The sequence below is a fragment of the Azospirillum sp. TSH64 genome (genome assembly GCF_003116035.1).
In the GTDB taxonomy this organism is placed as follows: Bacteria; Pseudomonadota; Alphaproteobacteria; order Azospirillales; family Azospirillaceae; genus Azospirillum.
This window is the reverse complement of record NZ_LGQW01000015.1, coordinates 2,063,842-2,082,891: the sequence shown is the minus strand read 5'-3', so window position 1 is coordinate 2,082,891 and position 19,050 is coordinate 2,063,842. Positions and strand designations below refer to the sequence as shown.

General features: G+C 65.5%; 11 protein-coding genes. 3 read left to right on the top strand and 8 right to left on the bottom strand.

The window, feature by feature from the left end:
* The 3 genes from TSH64_RS11030 to TSH64_RS11020 form a co-directional block, all read right to left on the bottom strand.
* Positions 1–3,369 (bottom strand): calcium-binding protein (locus tag TSH64_RS11030; RefSeq protein WP_199237537.1); only part of this gene is annotated, 3,369 nt, incomplete at its 3' end.
* A 469-nt stretch (positions 3,370–3,838) separates the two neighbouring features.
* Entirely contained in the window at positions 3,839–4,813 is a 975-nt protein-coding gene (locus tag TSH64_RS11025; protein ID WP_247872872.1) for a glycosyltransferase family A protein, read from the bottom strand.
* Between the two features lie 93 nt (positions 4,814–4,906).
* A complete protein-coding gene (locus TSH64_RS11020) occupies positions 4,907–7,333 on the bottom strand; it encodes a glycosyltransferase (protein ID WP_109096777.1) in 2,427 nt (808 codons plus the stop codon).
* 346 nt (positions 7,334–7,679) lie between these two features.
* Between TSH64_RS11020 and TSH64_RS11015 the strand changes: the two genes are divergently transcribed.
* Both TSH64_RS11015 and TSH64_RS11010 read left to right on the top strand, forming a co-directional pair.
* Entirely contained in the window at positions 7,680–8,603 is a 924-nt protein-coding gene (locus tag TSH64_RS11015; RefSeq protein WP_109096776.1) for a glycosyltransferase family 10 fucosyltransferase, read from the top strand.
* A 43-nt stretch (positions 8,604–8,646) separates the two neighbouring features.
* Positions 8,647–9,633 carry a hypothetical protein gene (locus TSH64_RS11010; protein ID WP_109096775.1) on the top strand — a complete coding sequence of 329 codons (987 nt, stop codon included), beginning with the start codon at positions 8,647–8,649 and terminating at the stop codon, positions 9,631–9,633.
* A 46-nt stretch (positions 9,634–9,679) separates the two neighbouring features.
* On the opposite strand, the gene TSH64_RS11005 is transcribed toward TSH64_RS11010, so the two are convergent.
* Positions 9,680–10,369 (bottom strand): hypothetical protein, encoded by a 690-nt coding sequence (locus tag TSH64_RS11005; RefSeq protein ID WP_199237535.1) that lies wholly within the window; start codon positions 10,367–10,369, stop codon positions 9,680–9,682.
* 216 nt (positions 10,370–10,585) lie between these two features.
* Between TSH64_RS11005 and TSH64_RS11000 the strand changes: the two genes are divergently transcribed.
* Entirely contained in the window at positions 10,586–11,623 is a 1,038-nt protein-coding gene (locus TSH64_RS11000) for an ABC transporter substrate-binding protein (RefSeq protein ID WP_247872871.1), read from the top strand.
* A gap of 81 nt (positions 11,624–11,704) precedes the next feature.
* Here the strand turns inward: TSH64_RS11000 and TSH64_RS10995 are convergent, their stop codons facing one another.
* From TSH64_RS10995 to TSH64_RS10980, 4 genes are all read right to left on the bottom strand, one after another.
* Positions 11,705–14,440: a PAS-domain containing protein gene (locus tag TSH64_RS10995; protein ID WP_158285366.1), complete on the bottom strand. Its 2,736-nt coding sequence runs from the start codon at positions 14,438–14,440 to the stop codon at positions 11,705–11,707.
* 106 nt (positions 14,441–14,546) lie between these two features.
* Positions 14,547–15,635 carry an ABC transporter ATP-binding protein gene (locus tag TSH64_RS10990; RefSeq protein WP_109096772.1) on the bottom strand — a complete coding sequence of 363 codons (1,089 nt, stop codon included), beginning with the start codon at positions 15,633–15,635 and terminating at the stop codon, positions 14,547–14,549.
* Positions 15,632–17,821: an iron ABC transporter permease gene (locus TSH64_RS10985; protein ID WP_109452515.1), complete on the bottom strand. Its 2,190-nt coding sequence runs from the start codon at positions 17,819–17,821 to the stop codon at positions 15,632–15,634. The genes TSH64_RS10990 and TSH64_RS10985 overlap by 4 nt, the downstream gene beginning before the upstream one ends.
* 136 nt (positions 17,822–17,957) lie before the next feature.
* The gene (locus TSH64_RS10980) at positions 17,958–19,007 is read right to left on the bottom strand and encodes an ABC transporter substrate-binding protein (RefSeq protein WP_247872870.1); all 1,050 of its coding nucleotides are present in this window, start codon (positions 19,005–19,007) and stop codon (positions 17,958–17,960) included.
* Positions 19,008–19,050: the final 43 nt, after the last annotated feature.

The following is a 19,050-nucleotide window of genomic DNA, read 5'->3' as shown; positions in this document are numbered from 1 at the left end:
GGTCAGGCCGATGAACACCAGATCGGTGCCGGCGCCGCCGGTCAGGGTCTCAAGCCCGGTCGCCAGCATCGTGCTGCCAGCCGAACCGAGGGTGACGACATCGGTGCCGACACTGCCGGTCAGCGTCTCCAGCGCCGACACCAGGATGGTGTTGCCGGCGGTGCCCAGAGTGACGGCGTCGGTGGCCGTGCTGCCGATCAGCGTTTCGACAGCCGCGATCAGAATGGTGTTGCCGTTCGGGCAGAGGGTGATGACATCGGTGCCAAGGCCGCCGGTCAGCGACTCCACGGCGCACACCGCCAGCGTGCTGCCGGCCGTGCCGATGTTGACGATGTCAAGGCCGGCGCCGCCGCTCACCGTTTCGAACAGCGAGACCGTGACCGTCCCACCGCCGCTGCCCAGCGTCAGAACATCGACGCCGATGCTGCCGGTCAGAGTCTCGATCCCGAGCATCTGAACGGTGTTGCCGCCCGTATTGGCCAGCGTCACCACGTCGTTGGCGGTGCTGCCGATCACAATATCGATGCTCGTCAGCGTGACGGTGCTGCCGGTGGTCGCCAGATAGACCATGTCGGTGCCGACACCGCCGATCAGCGTCTCGATGCCGGTCATCGCCAGCGTGCTGCCGGCGGAGCCGATGGTGACGACATCGGTGCCGATACCGCCGACCAGCGTCTCGATGCCGCTGACCAGCATGGTCGAACCGGCCGTGCCGATGGAGACGATGTCGGTGCCGATGCCACCGATCAGCGTCTCGATTCCACTGACCTGGAAGGTCGAACCGGTAGAGCCGATGGTGACGACATCGGTGCCGACCCCGCCGGTCAGCGTTTCCAGACCCGCGACCACCAAGGTGTTGCCGGTGCTGCCCAGGCTGATCGCATCGATGCCCACGCCGCCTGTCAGCGTCTCGAACAGCGAAACCGTCACGGTGGCGCCACCGGTGCCGACCGCCAGCACGTCGTTGCCGACGTCGCCGATCAGCGTCTCGATGCCGGCCAGCGTCACCGTATTGCCGCCCGTATTGGCCAGCGTCACCACGTCGATGCCGGCCCCGCCGATCAGGCTGTCGATCGCCGAAGCCACCAGCGTGTTGCCGGTAGCGGCCAGTGTGACGACTTCGATGCCGGAGCCGCCGATCAGCGTCTCGATGCCGCCGACAACCAGGGTCGAACCGGCCGAGCCGATGGTGACGACATCGGTGCCGGCCCCGCCGGTCAACGTTTCCAGACCCGCAACCACCAAGGTGTTGCCGGCGCTGCCGAAGTTGATCGCGTCGTTGCCCGCGCTGCCGACCAGGGTTTCCAACAGCGAAACCTGCAGCGTCGTGCCGAGAGTTCCGCCCAGCGTGATGATGTCGGTCCCGACGCTGCCGATCACCGTCTCCAGCAGCGAGACCTGGATGGACGAACCGGTCCCGTCCAGCGTGACGACATCATTGCCGGCGCCGCCGACCAGCGTTTCCAGCAGCGAGACCTGCAGCGTCGCGCCGAGCGTCCCGCCCAGCGTGACGATGTCGATGCCCGCGCCGCCGGTCAGCGTCTCGATGCCGTTCACCAGCAGGGTCGTGCCGTTCGAGCAGAGGGTGACGACGTCGTTGCCGGCACCGCCGGTCAGCGTCTCCACGGCGCACACGAACACGGTGTTGCCCAGATCGCCAAGGCCGACCACGTCGATGCCGATGCCGCCGCTCACCGTTTCAAACAGCGAGACCGTCACCGTGCCGCCGCCGGTTCCCAGCGTCAGCACGTCGGTGCCGATGCTGCCGGTCAGCGTCTCGATGCCGGCAAGCGAAACCGTGTTGCCGGCCGTGTTGGCCAACGTCACGACGTCGTTGCCCGCGCCGCCGATCAGCGTATCGATGGCGGAAACCAGCAGCGTGTTGCCGCCTGCGTCCAAGGTGACGATTTCGGTGCCGACGCCGCCGATCAGCGTCTCGATGCCGCTCACCAGAAGGGTTGCACCGGCCGTGCCGATGGTGATGGCATCGCTGCCGGCGCCGCCGGTCAGCGTCTCGATGCCGCTGACCAGCATGGTCGAACCGGCCGCGCCCAGGTTGACCACGTCGTTGCCGTCGCCGCCGACCAGAGTCTCCAGCAGCGAAACCTGCAGTGTCGCGCCGAGCGTGCCCCCCAGCGTGACCACGTCGCTGCCGCCGCCGCCGGTCAGCGTCTCGATGCCGTTGACCAGCATTGTCGAACCGGCCGCGCCCAGGTTGACCACGTCGTTGCCGGCGCCGCCGACCAGGGTCTCCAGCAGCGAAACCTGCAGCGTCGCGCCGAGCGTGCCCCCCAGCGTGACCACGTCGCGACCGGTGCCGCCGGTCAGCGTCTCGATGCTGCTCACCAGCATGGTGTTGCCGACGTTGCCCAGGGTGACCGCATCGGTGCCGCTGTTGCCAGTCAGCGTTTCGAGCCCCGTGACCGCCAGCGTGTTGCCGCCCGCCCCGGCCAGGATGATGACATCGCTGCCGGTACCGCCGAATATCGTTTCGATCCCGCTGACCGTCGTCGTGTTGCCGGTAGCGGACAGCGTGATCACGTCGTTGGCAGCGCTACCGGTCAGCGTCTCGATTCTCGCGACCGCCAGCGTGTTGCCGCTCGTCCCGGCCAGGATGATGACATCGCTATCGGTGCCGCCGAACAGCGTTTCGATCCCGCTGACCGTCGTCGTGTTGTCGACATCGGTCAGCGTGATCACGTCTGTGCCGGCGCCACCAGTCAGCGTCTCGACGTTGCTGACCAGCATGGTGTTGCCGGCGGTGCCCAGGCTGACCAGGTCATTGCCCACGCCGCCGACCAGGGTCTCCAGAAGCGAGACCTGCAGCGTGCTGCCGAGCGTGCCGATCAAGGTGGCGACGTCGCGGCCGGTTCCGCCCGTCAGCGTCTCGACGTCCATCACCCGCAGGGTGTTGCCGCCCGCGCCCAGTTTGACGACATCGGTACCGATGCTGCCGAGCAGCGTGTCGAGCAGCGAAATCTGCAGGGTGCTGCCGAGCGTGCCCGCCAGCGTGATCAGATCCTGGTTGTTGCCGCTGCCAACGAGGGTCTCGAGCCCCGAGACCGCCATCGTGGTGCCGTTGAAGTCCACCGTGATGACGTCGGTGCCGGCGCCGCCGGTCAGCGTCTCGAGATCGATCACCAGCATCGTGTTGCCGGCCGAGCCCAGGCTGATCACATCGCTGCTGTTGCTGCCGGTCAGCGTTTCGATCGCGCCGACCTGCGTGGTGATGCCGGTCGGCATCACGCTGATGACGTCTTGGCCGGCACCGCCTGTCAGCGTCTCGAGCGCGCCGATCATCAGGGTGATGCCCTGGGAATTCACCGTAGCGAAATCGGTCCCGGCGCTACCGATCAGAGTTTCCAGCAAGGAGATCGATACAGTATTCCCGTTGGAGCCGAAAGTAATTACGTCGACGCTACCACTACCAATGATCGTAGAATACTGACCAACGGTCTGCGTCGATCCATACATATCATTTGGATTATTCAGGTCAAGTGTGCCGGCCACGTCGATCTCCTTGCAATTCGCGCGAAGCGAAAACCAGTTAACTTTCTGGTAACATTCAATTCACGAAAAGGACCTGCCTTTTAGGCACGCCGAACCTTCCCGCTCCGCCATATCAAAAGATCAGTGTCGTTATCAACGAACCAATTGTATCAGGTTTAAACAACGATATTTCACGAGACTGAAATTCGTGCAATGCTGTGACAACGTATGAATAAGCGGCCGGCTTGAGATGTTTTAGGTCTTGGCCCGTTGCCATTTCTTTCGCGGCTTCGGGGCGGGGATCGGGCAGGCCGGGGAATTGGGACGGTGTCGGCGGAGCAATCCGTCCTCAGCCGTCTCCATGCAGCACGCTTCCCATCGCGTAGCCGATCTGGTGATACAGCCCTGCGACGGCGCGGATGCTCTCGCCTTCCAGCGCCTCGACATCCAGCGTGGCCAGCTTGGCCAGATTTAGCATGAAGTCGGCCTGCGGAACGTCCACGCCCATGCGGTCCACCGTCTTGCGGTTGGACACGCCCTGGAAGAACATGCGCCGCATGAGCCAGCTGCGGTTCAGCCGGTCGGGATGGATATGGTGCAGCACGAAGGCGCTTGGCACGTAATAGGCGCTGGCTCCCTCCCGCCGCATGTCCTGGAAGATGATGCCTTCGTTGGACATCAGTCCGCCGCCCTTGCGCCCCATGTCGGTCGGGAATTGCCGGCCGGCCATCAGAGCCTTGCGGAAGGCGCAGTTCCCTTCACCGAACCATTCCGGCAGCTGGAGAAAGCGTGGCTGGGTGTCCCAACCCCAACGGCATGAAAAGAATTGCAGCAGGTCGTCGCTCAGCCAGTCGGGCCGAGGCTGGTCGCCGAAATCCGGCTCGACCTCTCCAGCGACGATATCCACCGCGTCGCCGAAGCGGATAAAGGGTTCGACCATCTGCCCAAGCCAGCCGTCGCAGGCCGTTTCGTCATCGTCGATGAAGACGATCAGCGGCGACACCGCCTCCGCCACCCCCCGGTTGCGGGCAAAGGCGACCCCGCTGCGCTCTTCCAGCAAATAGCGCAGCGGGGTGCGCCGCAAGGTGAAGAAGGGTTGCCAGCGTTCCACGACCGGGCGGGCTTCGCAGCCGGTTGAATTGTCGACCACCAGAATTTCGTGGAAACCGTCCGGGAGCTGCTGATCCAGCAGGCTGGCCAGACAGGCATCCAGCAGCTCGGGACGCCGATAGGTGCAGATGACGATGCTCGCCGCGAAGGCGGGCAGTGCCGGGCCGCCCGCGGCCGGCGAAGGGCCCGATTGGGCCGGTTCGGGTTCTAACACTGGAGTCATCCCTTGAATGAGCAGTTGTCGGGGCCGAAGCGCCGGCTGCCGCCACTGCCGTGGCCCGACGAGCGGAACTGGATAACCGCCGCGTCAATGGTCGGCATGGACGATCTTCACCGCCGGGAGCCCCCAGCAGGTGATCCCCATGTCTTTCGCCATCGCTGCCAGCCCTTCCGTCTCGATGTAGCCCCGATGGCTGTAGGGCGGGAAGCAAAGCCCCTCCCGATGAAGGTCGGCCCGCACCAGCAGCGCCGTGCCGCCGACACCGTCCAGCGCCACGGCGTCCTTGTCCGGGAAGGAGTCGAGGTAGCGGCGCCCGATGCCTCTCGGCGGCTGGAACAGGCCGTCGATCAGATGCTCTGGCCGTTCGCCATCCGGTTCCAGGGCAAAGCTGTTGAGGTCGAAGGTGGTGCCGTTCGGCAGGACGCAATGCGGCGTCGCGATGTCCCGCCCCGCCGCCAGCAGACGCCCCAGGAAATCGGGCGGATAGTGAATCAGGTCCGCATCCAGCCACAACACCCAGTCCTCGTCGGCAAGGGCGGCCTGGAGGAGGCGGTTTCGCGAACGCGCGAGGATCTCGCGGCGGGTACGCTGCACCGCCGGCAGCCAGCGCGGTCCCTCCGGATGGAACCCGTAATCCTGGCGCAGCAGTGTCACGCGGCGGTAGCGGTCGCGCAGGGCCGGCAAACGTTCGGCCAGCCACGCATGGGTCCCATCCACGCTGTCGCTTTCCAGGAAACCGAGAGACAGGCAGCCGGGGTCATGGTCGAGCTGGTCGAGCAGCTGCATATAGCGCGGCAGATGGCTGCGCGCATCCTTGACCGGTGTCAACACCAGGACCTTGGCGGTTCGGAACGCCCCTGTGGACCCTATGGGGGCCGCGGGGGCGTGGCCCGTCCGATCCGATGGGGGAGGGGGCTGGGAGGCAGGGCCCGGCCCGGATATCTCCGCGGCTTGTCGCCGGACTGCGTCGATCGGCAGCCGCTTGGCCATCTCCCGCAGCACCGACTCGTAGCGGTCGCCGGTGAAACGGCTGGTGGCGACTTGCCAATGCTCGTCGAAATGGTCGGTGGCGAAGGTGTTGGCGCCATGCACGACGTAGGTGTAGAGCCGGGGCATGTCCAGGCGGACGACGCGCACGGTCTGCCGGAGCTGGTCGACGAGCGGGGTGTCCTCGCCGCGCCGCAGATGCGGATAGCGGGGCATTACCGCCTTCTCGCACAGCAGCGATCCTTCCCAGTATCTTTCGCAGGAAACCGCGAGCTTCTGCCGGCCCGGCCACCAGATCATCCACCGCCCGAGCAGGCAGGCATGGGCACCAGTCCGGGCGAGGGCCATGTGCTGGACCTCAAGCCGCATCGGGTCGTAGAGATCGTCGTCGTCCCATTGACAGACGTAGCGGCCCTTTGCGCTGTCGACCGCGATGTTGCGCAGCTCCCCGAGCGCCCGGCCCGGCCCGTCGACCCGGACAAGGCGGATATCCGTCCTGCCGGCGGCCCGGATCATGGCGTCCAGCGCGTCCAGCGGAGCGTCCGGCCCATCTCCATCGCAGGTGGCTGCGTCGCAGACGATGACGAGTTCCTTGTTCTGCCAGCTCTGCCGCGCGAAGCTGTCGATCGCCAGGGCCAGCATGCCCGTCCGTCCGCCATCCCCGCCCTTGGTGACCATGAGGCATGAGATGAGCGGCGGACCGCCCGCATCTTCCGCGGTCGCCGCGGAGCCGGCCGGCGGGGCGGCAGAACCGTTCGACACCACCGCCGTGACCCGATCCGGCAATTTCGGCTTGCGTTCGGCATCGCCGCGGAACCAGGTGCCTTCCCAATAGTGGATGGCGTAGGCGTTTCGCGTCGCCTGCTCCCAGAAGACGAGATCGAACAGCCTGCCGCTCCAGCAATCGTCCTTGGTGACCGGATAGAGCTGGCTCGGCGGCAGCACCGTCACAGCGGCCGCAGCCTCCGTCCCGCCCGGATGGGCGGCTTCGTAGGACGCATGGGCGCGTGTCAGCAGGAACGGGCCGGTCGCGTCGAGCACATCCGCGCAGTGGCGCGCTTCGACCAGCCGGTCAATCAGATGATCCCAGAACGGGTGACCGGGAACGGATGCGAGAAAGGACGGACAGAGGATGCGGGAGAGCCCGCGTTCGACTGCCTTCGTCAAGCCGTCATGTTCCTCCGGCTCCAGCCCGACGACGAAGCTCCGACCGTCCAGCAGCCCGCCGATCGGGCGAAGGCATTCAAAATCGAGATCGGCATACACCCCGCCGAACCGGCGCAGAATCAGATAGCGTGCCAGATCGACCCGCGCGATCGGATCGGCATAGCCGCGGAAGACCGGGAGCAGCGCCGGATGCTCGGCCTCAACGAAACGCTCGATGTCATCGTCGGTCCAGAACCGATAGGCGAAGCCTGGATTGTGGTCGATCCAGCTTCGTTGAAGGGCCAGGAACTCGCTCGGAATCTCCTGGCTCTTCCATGTCTGGTGGATCACAGACGGGATGACGAGGTCCAAGTCGCTCATGTCCTTCCAGATATCGTCAAGGCGGAGCAGAAGGAAAAATCACATCGATGGAGTCTGATGAAAGGGCTCAAGACGGATTCCAAAAATATTAAACTTGCCTAACGGGCGTCAAGGATTGCGCAGATATTTTAAGTGACAATTTGTATTTCAATCCTAATAATCCAGAAGTCAAAGGTTTCCAGCAACTCCACTCTGGATGTTCTTTCTCAAAATTCAATTCCGCTTTTTGCGGTTTATGGCGGTGCCTTATAGGTATTTCTAGGATGTCATAGCCATATATTATATTGAGTCTGTAGGGAAAGCGTTTTGTGATGGCTCTCCCTCGGCTTGAACGGAGCGGAATGACATGTCGCTGGATGGCGCAGCAGCGGGGCGAAAAGCTATAATATTGTTCTACAATAGCTTTTTCGGTTCCTATCCGGACTGGGCCAGCTTCCCCTGCTCTTCGGAGTATCGTTTCACCAACAACCGGGAGCTCCTGGGCAACGCGGATGCTGTCGTCTTCCATCTGCCGCAATGGAACGAGATTGGGACGGTCCCCAAGCGCCGCGGTCAGATCTGGGTGGCATGGTCGATGGAAAGCCGTGGGCACACGCCTGTTCGGAACGATCCTGCGATCATGCGCTTTTTCGATGTCCAGATGACCTTCGAGCGCTCGGCCGATGTCTGGTGCTCCTACCTGCCCAAGCGGGAAGAGTGGGAGGCGGCAGTGTCGAAGCCGATCCCCCTCAAGACCGGAACCGCCGAGGCTGTGATGTTCCAGTCCGCGCCGAGTGACCTGAGTGGCCGCAATGCCTATGCTGCGGAGTTTATGAAGTATATGTCTGTGAATTCATTTGGTAATTTCCTCAGAAACAAACATCTATCTGTCGAAGACAGAGGATTTTCTACAAAAATGGATGTGGTATCCAAATACAAATTCAGCATATCTTTTGAAAATACTATAGAAAATGATTATGTGACCGAGAAGTTTTTTCAGCCTCTCCTCTGTGGGTCTGTTCCGATTTATATGGGAGCTCCCAACATCGATGAATTCTCTCCAGGAGATCATTGCTATATCGATGTAAGGAAATTCTCAGGCCCGAAGGCGCTCGCGGCTTATCTCACCGATCTGGCGAGAGACGAGGCCGAATATTCCCGCTATTTCGAATGGAGGAGAAAGCCGTTGCGGCCTTCCTTCCTGAGGTTGCTTGAGGACGGTGAAACGGAAGCGTTCTGCCGATTGGGACAATTGGTCGCACAGCGCATCCGACGGGATGGGCCCGCATGATGGCAGTCCGTTCCGCTCTTCCGCTTTGCAGAGGTCATCATTGATGTTGTCCCCGGACCTGCAATCGATCCTTGGAGACGTGTCTCCGGGCGCCGGAGAGCCCGAGAAGCTGCCCGTGTTCTGGTCGAAGGGGATCAGCCGGTTCTGCGACGTCAGCGGCCCTGACTGGTATTGGAGGGCAGATACGGAATCCGTCCAGAATGAGGATTTCTTCAGCCGTCATTACGGGAATGCACAAGGGATCGTCTGGATCCGGCTGGGCACAAAGGCACGCGACGGTCTGCCTTGCGATCTGGATCACTTCGCAAATTCGGTCCTTTCCACGATCGACTCGCCATTCGTCCTTGTGACGACGGATGGCGACGCGACGGTTCCTTTCGATCTCAAGCCGGAAACGGTCAAAAGCCTCCTGTCCTGTCCCTGGTTGAAGGCCTGGTATACCCAGAACCACGACGGAACGCAGTCCCCCCGGATACGACCGGTTCCAATCGGGCTCGATCTCCATACCCCCGGCCCCTCGGCATCCGCGGCTGGTCTTGTCCGTGACATCGTCGCGCTGCGAGCCGCCCGCGCACCGGCTAGGACGCAACCTCCCAAGGTGTTGTGCGATTTCAACCCGAACACGCCGGAGCGGCTGGATGCGTACCGCAGCCTGTCGCACTGCCCGAATGTTCTTGGCCTGAAGACGCGGGTGCCCCAAATCGACCTGTGGAGGCATTACACGAGATTTCCGTTCGTGCTGAGCGCGAAAGGAAACGGGATCGATTGCCACAGAACCTGGGAGGCCCTTTACCTGGGGGCAATCGTCATCACGCTGTCGTCCTCGATAAATCCTCTGTTCGACTCATTGCCGGTGGTCGTCGTGGACCGCTGGGACGAGGTGCGCGAGCAGGGAAATCTGGAGCGATGGCTCGACCAATTCGGCGACGCAACGGCCGGGGAGTGGGTGTGGCGTCATCTTCATCCACAGCGATATATCGAAATCATGCGTGCCGCATTGAGCGGTCCGGTTTCGCCGGACCGCCCCTGAAACCGGCAACTCGCCGTCAGGAAAACCGGGGTCGATTCATGTGGCGTCATGTCCGATGTTTCGGATGGAAGAAGGACTGAGGGCGCAGAGGGGCTTCGTTGAACAGGCCGAAAGCCTGGATGACCATTCCGGTCGGTACGGTGAGGCCGCGGGCGACGCCGCTCCCCTTGAGGACGCCACCCCGCCGGTCCGGGTCCGGGTCGCGGTGACTGCCGCCGGCCTGGAGCCTGCAATTCTGCATCCGGATCGCGCCGAGGACCTGGGCTCCGTCGCCGATGTGGTTTTCGAGTGCGAGCGAACCGGCGCCGAGCAGTCGGACGCGGCTGCCGATCTCGATCAGGCCGTCGGTGTGATCGGCCTTGATGGTGAAGCCACCCTCTTCGCCGATTTCGGTGTCGGCACCGATTGTCACACGCGCGCCGACAGCGACGATGCGAGTGCCGGGAAAGAGCCGGGTGCCGCTGCCGACCGTCACCTCGCCTCCCTCCGTCGCCTGGATGATCGTGCCGGGCCAGAGCGTTACGCCGGCCGCCAGGGTGACGCCCGGCGAGACCAGGGTCGAAAACGGATCGAGCACCAGAATGCCGTCGTCGGCGAGCGCTGCCACCGCCTCGACCGGCAGGAAGCCGGCGCATCCGCGCGCCCGGTTGGCGGCGACGAGGGGGTCACTCAAGGTCGCCGGCCTCCGGGAGCCTTCGGTTAACAGTGTTTCGCCGATTTCCCATAACGGTGACATCCGCCATTCATCCGGCCCTTGTATGAACAATTGGAAACAATGGTGCCGGCAAACAATGCGGCATGCGCAAATATGGAGAGGCAGAAGGAAGACGGGAAGTTGCCTTTGCCTTTCCTCGCCATTGATACCAGCCTTTCCCTGATGTGCCAAAGCTTTTGGGTGGCGCGGTATCGTCAGAGAAAACAAGAACACAAGTTCACTCGGAGGATTCTTCTCATGGTTGGTGCGGTTGCCAAGATGAAGTCTGTCGGTGTCGGCATCGGCGCACTGGTTGCGCTTGCCGCGATCCCGGCTTATGCGCAGGGAAGCGTCACCGTCATGTGCGGTGTGCAGGAGGAATGGTGCAAGGCCATGGTCGTCGCCTTCGAGAAGAAGACCGGCATCAGCGTCGCCATGACCCGCAAGAGCGCCGGCGAGGCTCTGGCCCAGATCCGTGCCGAGGCGGCCAATCCGAAAATCGACATCTGGTGGGGCAGCTCGGGCGACCCGCATCTCCAGGCGGCCGAGGAAGGCCTGAGCGTCGCCTACGAGAGCGGGCAGATGAAGGACCTGCAATCCTGGGCGGAGAGCCAGTACAAGCAGTCGCAGGGACGCAGCGTCGGCATCTATGCCGGTGCGCTCGGTTTCGTCTACAACACCGAGATGCTTGCCAAGCGGGGCATCCAGCCGCCGAAATGCTGGGCCGACCTGCTGCGTCCGGAATTCAAGGGCGAGATTCAGATGCCCAACCCCAATTCGTCAGGGGGAGCCTATACCGCGGTGGCGACCCTGGTGCAGATCTTCGGGGAGGATGCCGGCTTCGACTATCTGAAGAAGCTGAACGAGAGCATCAACCAATACACCAAGTCCGGTGCCGCACCCGCGGCGGCGGTGGCGCGGGGCGAGACGCTGGTCGGCATCTCCTGGGTCAATGACAGCGTGATCCAGAAGGTGAACAAATTCCCGGTGGAAATTTCCACTCCTTGCGAGGGGACCGGCTATGAGATCGGTTCGATGAGCATCCTGAAGGGCGCCAAGAATCTTGAGGCTGCCAAGAAGTTTTACGACTTCGCCCTGACGCCGGAAGCACAGGACTACGGTGCCACCAACTTCCAGATGACGCCGTCCAACAAGCAGTCTGTGCTGCCGCCCGACGCGCCGAAATTCGAGGATGTCCGGCTGATCGACTATAATTTCCAGAAATACGGCATGGCCGAGGAGCGCAAGCGGCTGCTGGGCCGCTGGGATTCCGAGATCAAGTCCGCCGCCAACTGAGCAGGCGGCCCGGCTTCGATGAGCCCGTTTCCCCCATGCCGGGGGAGGCGGGCTTTTCCGTAATCGGGATTTCGTTCGGCGTCAGGCCTGTCCCGGCAGGGCCGAGGTTTCCACCCGGCCGCGGGCCGCGGGCGGGGCGCCAGCCAGGACGTTCCGGATCTGGGCAGCGAGCAGGGGCTTCTGGTAGGGCTTTTGGATGAAGTGGATGTCGAGCGGCAGGCTGGCACTTTCCACCAGGAAGTCCCTCGCATAGCCGGAGCAGAAGAGGATCTGGAGCGTCGGTTGCCGGACCTTGGCGACGGCGACCAGGGCGGGGCCGTTCATGCCGCCCGTCAGGATGACGTCGGTGAACAGGAGATCGAACGCCGCCCCTTCCAACAGGACCAGCGCCTCTTCCGCCGAGGCCGCCGGTACCGCCCGGTAGCCCAGCGCCGTCAGCATGTCGACGGTGGTCGTGCGGACGGCGGGATCGTCCTCCACCACCAGGATGCGCTCGGGGCCGCCTTCGACCGGGCCGAGGTCGCGCGGCAGGACCAGTGTTTCCGGCAGCATTCGGGCGCGCGGGAAGGCCATCGCCACCAGCGTGCCGACGCCGGCCTCGCTCTGGATGTCGACCTTGCCGCCCGACTGGCGGACGAAGCCGTAGACCATCGACAGGCCGAGACCGCTGCCGCGGCCGAAGCGCTTGGTGGTGAAGAAGGGCTCGAAGACGCGCGACAGCACGGCGGGCGGCATGCCGCTGCCGTCGTCGCGGACAGACAGGACGATGGCGTCGCTTCCATCCTGCCCGGAATCCGGCGTGGCGGCTTCCGTGGCGATGACGATGGTGCCGCCGTCGGGCAGGGCGTCGCGGGCATTGACGACGAGATTGAGCAGCGCGTTCTCCAACTGGCCGGGATCGACCAGGGCGGGCGGCAGCCCCGGCGTCAGCGCCGTCTTCAGGACGATGCCGCCGCCCAGACCATAAGCCAGGAGGTCGAGCATGCCCTCCACCAGTTCGTTCAGGTCGACGGCCTGCGGCTGCAACGCCTGCTGCCGCGAGAAGGCCAGCAGCCGCTGGATCGTCGTGGCGCCGCGCTCTGCGGCGTCGAGCGCCCGCAGTGCCTTGCCGCGCACCGGATCCTGCTCCGGCGACTCGTCGTGGATCATCTGCAGATTGCCCATGATCGCGGCGAGCAGGTTGTTGAAGTCGTGGGCGATGCCGCCGGTCAACTGGCCGACCGCCTCCATCTTCAGGGCATGGCGCAGCTGCTTCTCGATGTCCTTGCGTTCGGTCAGGTCGGAATAGGTGGTGATGAAGCCGCCGGACGGCATCGGGCTGCTGTGCAGCTCCACCACCCGTCCGTCGGGGAAGTGATGCTCGCAGCGGACCGCCTGTTCCGTGCGCAGCCGGGTCAGCGCGTCGAGATCGACGCTGCTGCCGTCGAGCATGCGGATACCGACCCCGCGCCGCAGCAGGCTGCGTTGCAGTTCCGCCAGCTCGCGGCCGGCGACCTCGGCCGGGGTGAAGCCGTTGAGGTCGAGGAAGCGCGGATTCCAGGTGACCAGCCGGCCCTTCTCGTCGAACACCGACAGCCCGTCGTTCATGTTGACGAAAACGGCTTCCAGCATCCGCGAGTTTTCGCCGAGCTTGCGGGCCAGCGCGTCGCGCTCCGCGACATTCTCCTTGAAGACGCTGAAGGCGCGTGCAAGGTCGCCGATCTCGTCCGGCCGGCCGGTGGCGGGAACGCTGACCAGCCGGTCGCCGCCGGCCAGCGCCGACATCGCCCGCGTCACCGCGCGCAGGTTGCCGGCAACGTCGCGCATGACATAGACCGCCGCGGCGATGGCGGCGAGCGCGCATAGGGCGCCCAGGGCGAGGATGCTGGCCTTGCCCGAGGACAGGGCGGAGAAGGTCGCGTCGCCCCGGCTGCGCGCGGCCGTCTGCATCGTGCTGGTGACGCTCTCGACCTCGCGGTTCAACTGGACCGACAGGGTGTTGGCGGCGGCGACCAGGAAGCGGCTGCGTTGTTCGATGCCGAGCTGGCGCGTGCGGATGTCGAAGACGGCCGCCTGGCTGTCCAGCACGGTCAGAAGCTGGTCGAGCGAAGGAGCCATGATCGCCAGCGCCGGGGCGGTGGTGTCGATTGCCCGCAGGCTCTGCCGGTCGGCGTCGAAGCCGGCGTACCAGCGGACGAGGTCGGGCGGGCTGGTGGTCGTCAGGGCGGCGGAGACGGCGTCGCGCGTGCGGTCGGCCAGCCGCAGGACCGAGAAGGGCAGGGGCGGCGTACCGGTTCCCTCGATGCCGGGAAAGCCGGGATGCTCGAAGGTCCTGGCTGCAGCCCCGGCCAACGTCTCGCCGAGGATGCGCTGGCGTTCCAGCCCGAGCCGGATCGCCGACGCCTCCGCCCGCACCGCGATGGACTCGCCGGTGACGTCCATCAGGTTGCGCAGCGTGCCGTCGAGCCGGCCGGCGAGGCGGACCAGCGACGGCACGTCGGACGGGACATGCAGCGAGGCGCGTTCCAGCCCCGGCAGGCGGTTGACCAGCCCGGTCAGGTCGGCGAGCTTGAGTTCGAGCTGGCTGCGCTCTTCGTCCAGGCTGGGCGTCGCCTCGATGGCGGCGATGAAGGGCGCGCGGGCGGCGAGGCCGGTGCTCAGCTCCGCCATCCGCATCGCCAGCGCGATGTTGCCCAACCCCTCGCGCTGGAGGGAGAGCAGGGCGCGTTCCGTCTCCCCCAGCCCGAACCAGCCGACCCCGCCGACCGCTGTCGTCAGGACCACCATGGCTCCGAAGGCGGCGAGCAGCCGACCGCGAACACTAACGGGGGACAGCATGCGTCTGACCATCGGGTTGGAGGCTAGCGCCGGCCGCCCCACCGACGCCAGCGGTAAAAGCGGCGGCCGGCGCAAGACGGGGCGGTAGGAGACGGGGTGGAAGGCGTCAGCGCGCGACGGCAGCGATGCCGTCGCCGGTGAAGGTCGCGAGCGCGCTCGCTCCCGCCGGCACTGGGCTGGCGACGTTCGGATCGACCACGAACAGGTCGCCGAACTCGCTGACCAGCCCATACTCCATGTGCGAGCCGAGATATGTGGCCTTGCGGACCGTCACCGGGATGCCGTCGCCATTTTCTCCACCGCTCCCGCCGGCCGATACGGTCCGCAGGCGGATCGCGTTGGGCCGGACAGCCAGCAGCACCTCGCCGGCCGGCAGCCCCGGGTCGGGGACCGACAGGGTCAGCGCCCCGAGCGCCACCGTGGCCATGCCGCCGCTGCGGCCCACCAGTTCGCCGTCGATCAGGTTGGCGCCGCCGATGAAGTCGGCGACGAAGCGGTTCTTCGGCCGGCGGTACAGCTCGTCCGGCGTGCCGGTCTGGGCGATCACCGACTTGTTCATCACGATGATCCGGTCGGAGACGGCCAGCGCCTCCTCCTGGTCGTGGGTGACGTAGACGGAGGTCAGGCCGAGCTTCTGCTGAAGCTCGCGGATGTCGTCGCGCATCTTGCGGCGCAGCTTGGCGTCGAGATTGGACAGCGGCTCGTCGAACAGCAGAACCTCCGGCTCCAGCACCAGGGCGCGGGCGACGGCGACGCGCTGCTGCTGCCCGCCGGACAGCTCGCTCGGCAGGCGCTGGCCGTAGCCGCCAAGCCCGACCAGTTCCAGCCCCTCCGCCGCCTTGGCGGCGGCGTCGCGTTTGCGCACGCCGCTGACCACCAGCCCGTAGGCGACGTTGTCGGCCACACTCATGTGCGGGAACAGCGCGTAGGACTGGAACACCATGGTGACGTTGCGGTCGGTCGCCGACAGCCGGGTGACGTCCTTGCCGCCGATCAGGATGGTCCCGCTGCTCGCCATCTCCAGCCCGGCGATCATGCGGAGCGTGGTGGTCTTGCCGCAGCCGGACGGGCCCAGCAGGGTGACGAGGGTGCCCTGATCGATGGTGAAGCTGACATTGTCGACGGCCGCCGTGTTGCCGTAGCGGCGGCTGACGTTGCGGAATTCGACGCCCGCGGGCTTGCTGGCGATGCTCATACCGGCTTCTCCTGAAGCGTGACGGGGGTGGCGGTGCGGCGGCCGATGCGGCGTTCGCCGACAAGCAACTGGATGAGGGCGATGACCACCGACATCAGCACGATCAGTGCCGAGCTGTAGGCGATGGCGAGGCCGAAATCGCCCTGCTCGACGCGGCCGACGATGTAGGCGGTGGCCAGCTCGTATTTCGGGCTGACCAGGAAGATCACCGCGCTGATCGAGGTGATGGCCCGGACGAAGCTGTAGACCAGCGAGGCGACGATGGCCGGGCGCAGCAGCGGCAGGATCACCCGGCGGATCGTTTGAACGCTGCCGGCCCCCAGCGTCAGCGAGCATTCGTCGAGGCTGCGGTCGATCTGCGACATGGCGGCGACGCCGGCCCGGATGCTGACCGGCATGTTCCGGAAGACAAAGCAGACGATCAGGATGGTGACGGTGCCGGTCAGCTCGATCGGCGGCTGGTTGAAGGCGAGGATGTAGCTGATGCCGATCACCGTGCCGGGGATGGCGAAGCTCAGCATCGTCAGGAACTCGAAGGCGCCCTGGCCTTTGAAGCGCTGGCGGACCAGCAGATAGGCGGTCAGCAGACCGACGGCGGCGGTCAGCGGCGCCGACAGGGCGGCGACCTCGATGGTCGTAAACAGCGAACCCCAGGCCCGGCCGGACCAGATCAACCCGCCCGGACCCCAGCTGAGATCGAAGGCGGCCAGGTAATGGCGCAGGGTCAGGCTGTTGTTGCGGCCCCAGTTCTCGGTGAAGCCGCCGAACAGGATCAGGCCGTAGAGCACGAAGGTGAAGGCGGCCCAGGGCAGGGCGGTGGCATAGGCGGCGATCTTGATGCCGCGCGGAAGCTGCGACGGGATGCCGTTGTCGCCCTTGCCGCCGACCGTCGCGTAGGACTTCTTGCCGAGCCATTGCCGCTGCACCCAGAAGGCGCCGAGGCACATGCAGAGCAGGATGATGCCGAGTGCTGCGGCACGGCCGGGATCGTTCTGGGCGCCGACGACCGCGAAATAGATCTTGGTCGACAGCACCTCGAAATTGCCGCCGAGGATCAGCGGGTTGCCGAAGTCGGCCAGGCTCTCGATGAAGCTGATCAGGAAGGCATTGGCGACGCCCGGACGCATCAGCGGCCAGGTGACGGTGCGGAAGGTGACCCAGCGGCTGGCGCGCAGGGTCTGCGCCGCCTCCTCCAGCGAGGGGCCGATGCCCTGCACGACGCCGATCATCACCAGGAAGGAAATCGGCGTGAAGGCCAGCGTCTGGGTCAGCAGCACGCCGGGAAGCCCGTAGATCCAGCGCGAGACCGGGATGCCGAACCAGTCGGCCAGCGCCAGGGTGACGGTGCCGTTGCGCCCGAACAGCAGGATCACGGCAAGGCTTATGACGAAGGGCGGCGTGATGATCGGCAGCACGGTCAGAACGCGCAGCAGCTTCTTGGCGCGGAAGCCGGTGCGCACCGCCACCAGGGCGAAGGCCAGCCCGAGCAGGGTCGTCGCGATGCCGGTCATCACCGCCAGGAAGACGCTGTTCCACACCACCCCGCAGGCTTTCGCTTCGGTCAGGCAGGACAGGCGCCAGATGTCGGGAGCGGCGAGGCGTGACCACAGCGCCGCGGCCGAGAAGGCGCCGCTGCCGGTGTCGCCAGCCCCGCTCAGGACATAGCCGACCGGCAGGAAAACGAAGGCGGCGATGGCGGCCAGCACCAGACCGATGGCCCCCGCCGTGAAGCGGTCGCCCTTCATGAAGCCCAGACCGGCGAAGCCGTTGGTCATCAGGAACAGGAAGGACAGCGCGGTCAGTGCCGCGCCAGCGCCGAAGCCGCCCTGACCCAGCGGCAGCGGGCCGAACAGGGCGCCGAGCCAACCCCAAGCCCAGCCGTTGAGCCCGATGGCGAAGCCCTGTGCGGCGACCCAGGCCAGCCCGAAGGCTCCGCTCGCCAGCAGGATCGCCGGTTGCCGGGCGTGAAGGCGGGGCAGGGCGGTGGCGACGAGCGCCAGGATCAGCGGCAGGGCGGCGGCCAGGAGCCACCAGCGCCCGTTGGTCAGCCCGTCGATCAGGGCGGAGCCGGCCGGGCCTGGAGACGGTGGTGCAAGTGCGGGTTGGGTGCCGCTGCCGGCGAACCAGGGCAGCAGGGCGAAGCCCACCCACCCCAGCGCCAGCCAGACTGCTGAACGAGGACGCATCACGTCACCTGCGAATTTTTGCGGTCCGGGCATGACCGCCCCTTCCCTCCCCCGTGACGGGGGAGGGGGACGACGGATGTCCCGATCGGATGAAAGGCGCGGAGGCGGTTAGGCTGTAACCGCCATTCGGCAACCGTTACTTGGCGACGGCCTTGATTTCGGCGTCCCAGCGCGACAGCAGGCGCTTGCGCTCTTCGGCGGTGCCGAATTTCTGGAAATTGTAGTCGATCATGCGGATCGCCTCCAGCTTCGGCGCCTCGGGCGGGATCGCCGCCTTGCGGTTGGACGGCATCTGGAACTGCTTGGTCTCGGCGCCGGTGGCCTGACCTTCCGGCGACAGGGCGAACTCGTAGAAGGCCTTGGCGGTGTCGAGGTTCTTCGTGCCCTTGATGATGCTGACCGAGCCGATCTCGTAGCCGGTGCCCTCGCAGGGGGCGGCGACGTCGACCGGGAAGCCGTTCACCTTCTGGTTGATGCCGTCATGCATGAAGATGATGCCCACCAGCGTTTCGCTGCGCGCGACCGCCGCCGCCGGGGCGCTGCCCGACTTGGTGTACTGGTTGACGTTGTCGTTCAGCTTCTTCAGGTAATCGAACGCCCCATCCTCGCCCAGAACCTGGACCAGGGTGGCCAGCGCGGTGTAGGCGGTGCCCGACGCGTTGGGGTTCGCGATCTGGATTTCTTCCTTGAATTCCGGACGCAGCAGGTCGGCCCAGCATTTCGGCGCGCTGATCTTGCGCTTGGCCAGAAGCTCGGTGTTGTAGACGAAGCCGAGCGCACCGGCATAGATGCCGACGCTGCGCCCCTGCGACTGCTTGTACTGGCTCTGTGCCCAGGGCTGGAGGTCCGCGAACTGCGGGCTCTCGTAGGCCAGCGTCAGCCCTTCCTCGGCCGCCTGCAGATGCGGGTCGCCGGGGCCGCCCCACCAGACATCGGTCTTCGGGTTGGCGGACTCGGCGCGGATCTGCGCCAGCGCCTCGCCGGCGCTCTTGCGGCTCATGGCGACGGCGGTGCCGGTCTTCTTCTCGAAGGCGACCGCAATCGCCTTGCACCATTCCTCCTGCACGCCGCAGAGAACGGTGAGGGGGCCTTGCGCCTTGGCCGGGGTCGCCGTCAGGGCGATCACGGAGCCGGCCGCCAGGATGCCGAGGCCGACCGACTTGATCCAGTTGCCAGCGGATGTCACGGAACACTCCTCCCTTGGAGTTCGGGTTGATTTTTGACGATCG

Bases quoted from the DNA above. Each gene is read 5' to 3' on its own strand.
- TSH64_RS11010 (WP_109096775.1), top strand. From the start codon at position 8,647: ATGTTGTCCCCGGACCTGCAATCGATCCTTGGAGACGTGTCTCCGGGC.
- TSH64_RS11000 (WP_247872871.1), top strand. From the start codon at position 10,586: ATGGTTGGTGCGGTTGCCAAGATGAAGTCTGTCGGTGTCGGCATCGGC.
- TSH64_RS10990 (WP_109096772.1), bottom strand. From the start codon at position 15,635: ATGAGCATCGCCAGCAAGCCCGCGGGCGTCGAATTCCGCAACGTCAGC.
- TSH64_RS10995 (WP_158285366.1), bottom strand. From the start codon at position 14,440: ATGCTGTCCCCCGTTAGTGTTCGCGGTCGGCTGCTCGCCGCCTTCGGA.
- TSH64_RS10985 (WP_109452515.1), bottom strand. From the start codon at position 17,821: ATGCGTCCTCGTTCAGCAGTCTGGCTGGCGCTGGGGTGGGTGGGCTTC.
- TSH64_RS11020 (WP_109096777.1), bottom strand. From the start codon at position 7,333: ATGAGCGACTTGGACCTCGTCATCCCGTCTGTGATCCACCAGACATGG.
- TSH64_RS11005 (WP_199237535.1), bottom strand. From the start codon at position 10,369: ATGTCACCGTTATGGGAAATCGGCGAAACACTGTTAACCGAAGGCTCC.
- TSH64_RS11015 (WP_109096776.1), top strand. From the start codon at position 7,680: ATGTCGCTGGATGGCGCAGCAGCGGGGCGAAAAGCTATAATATTGTTC.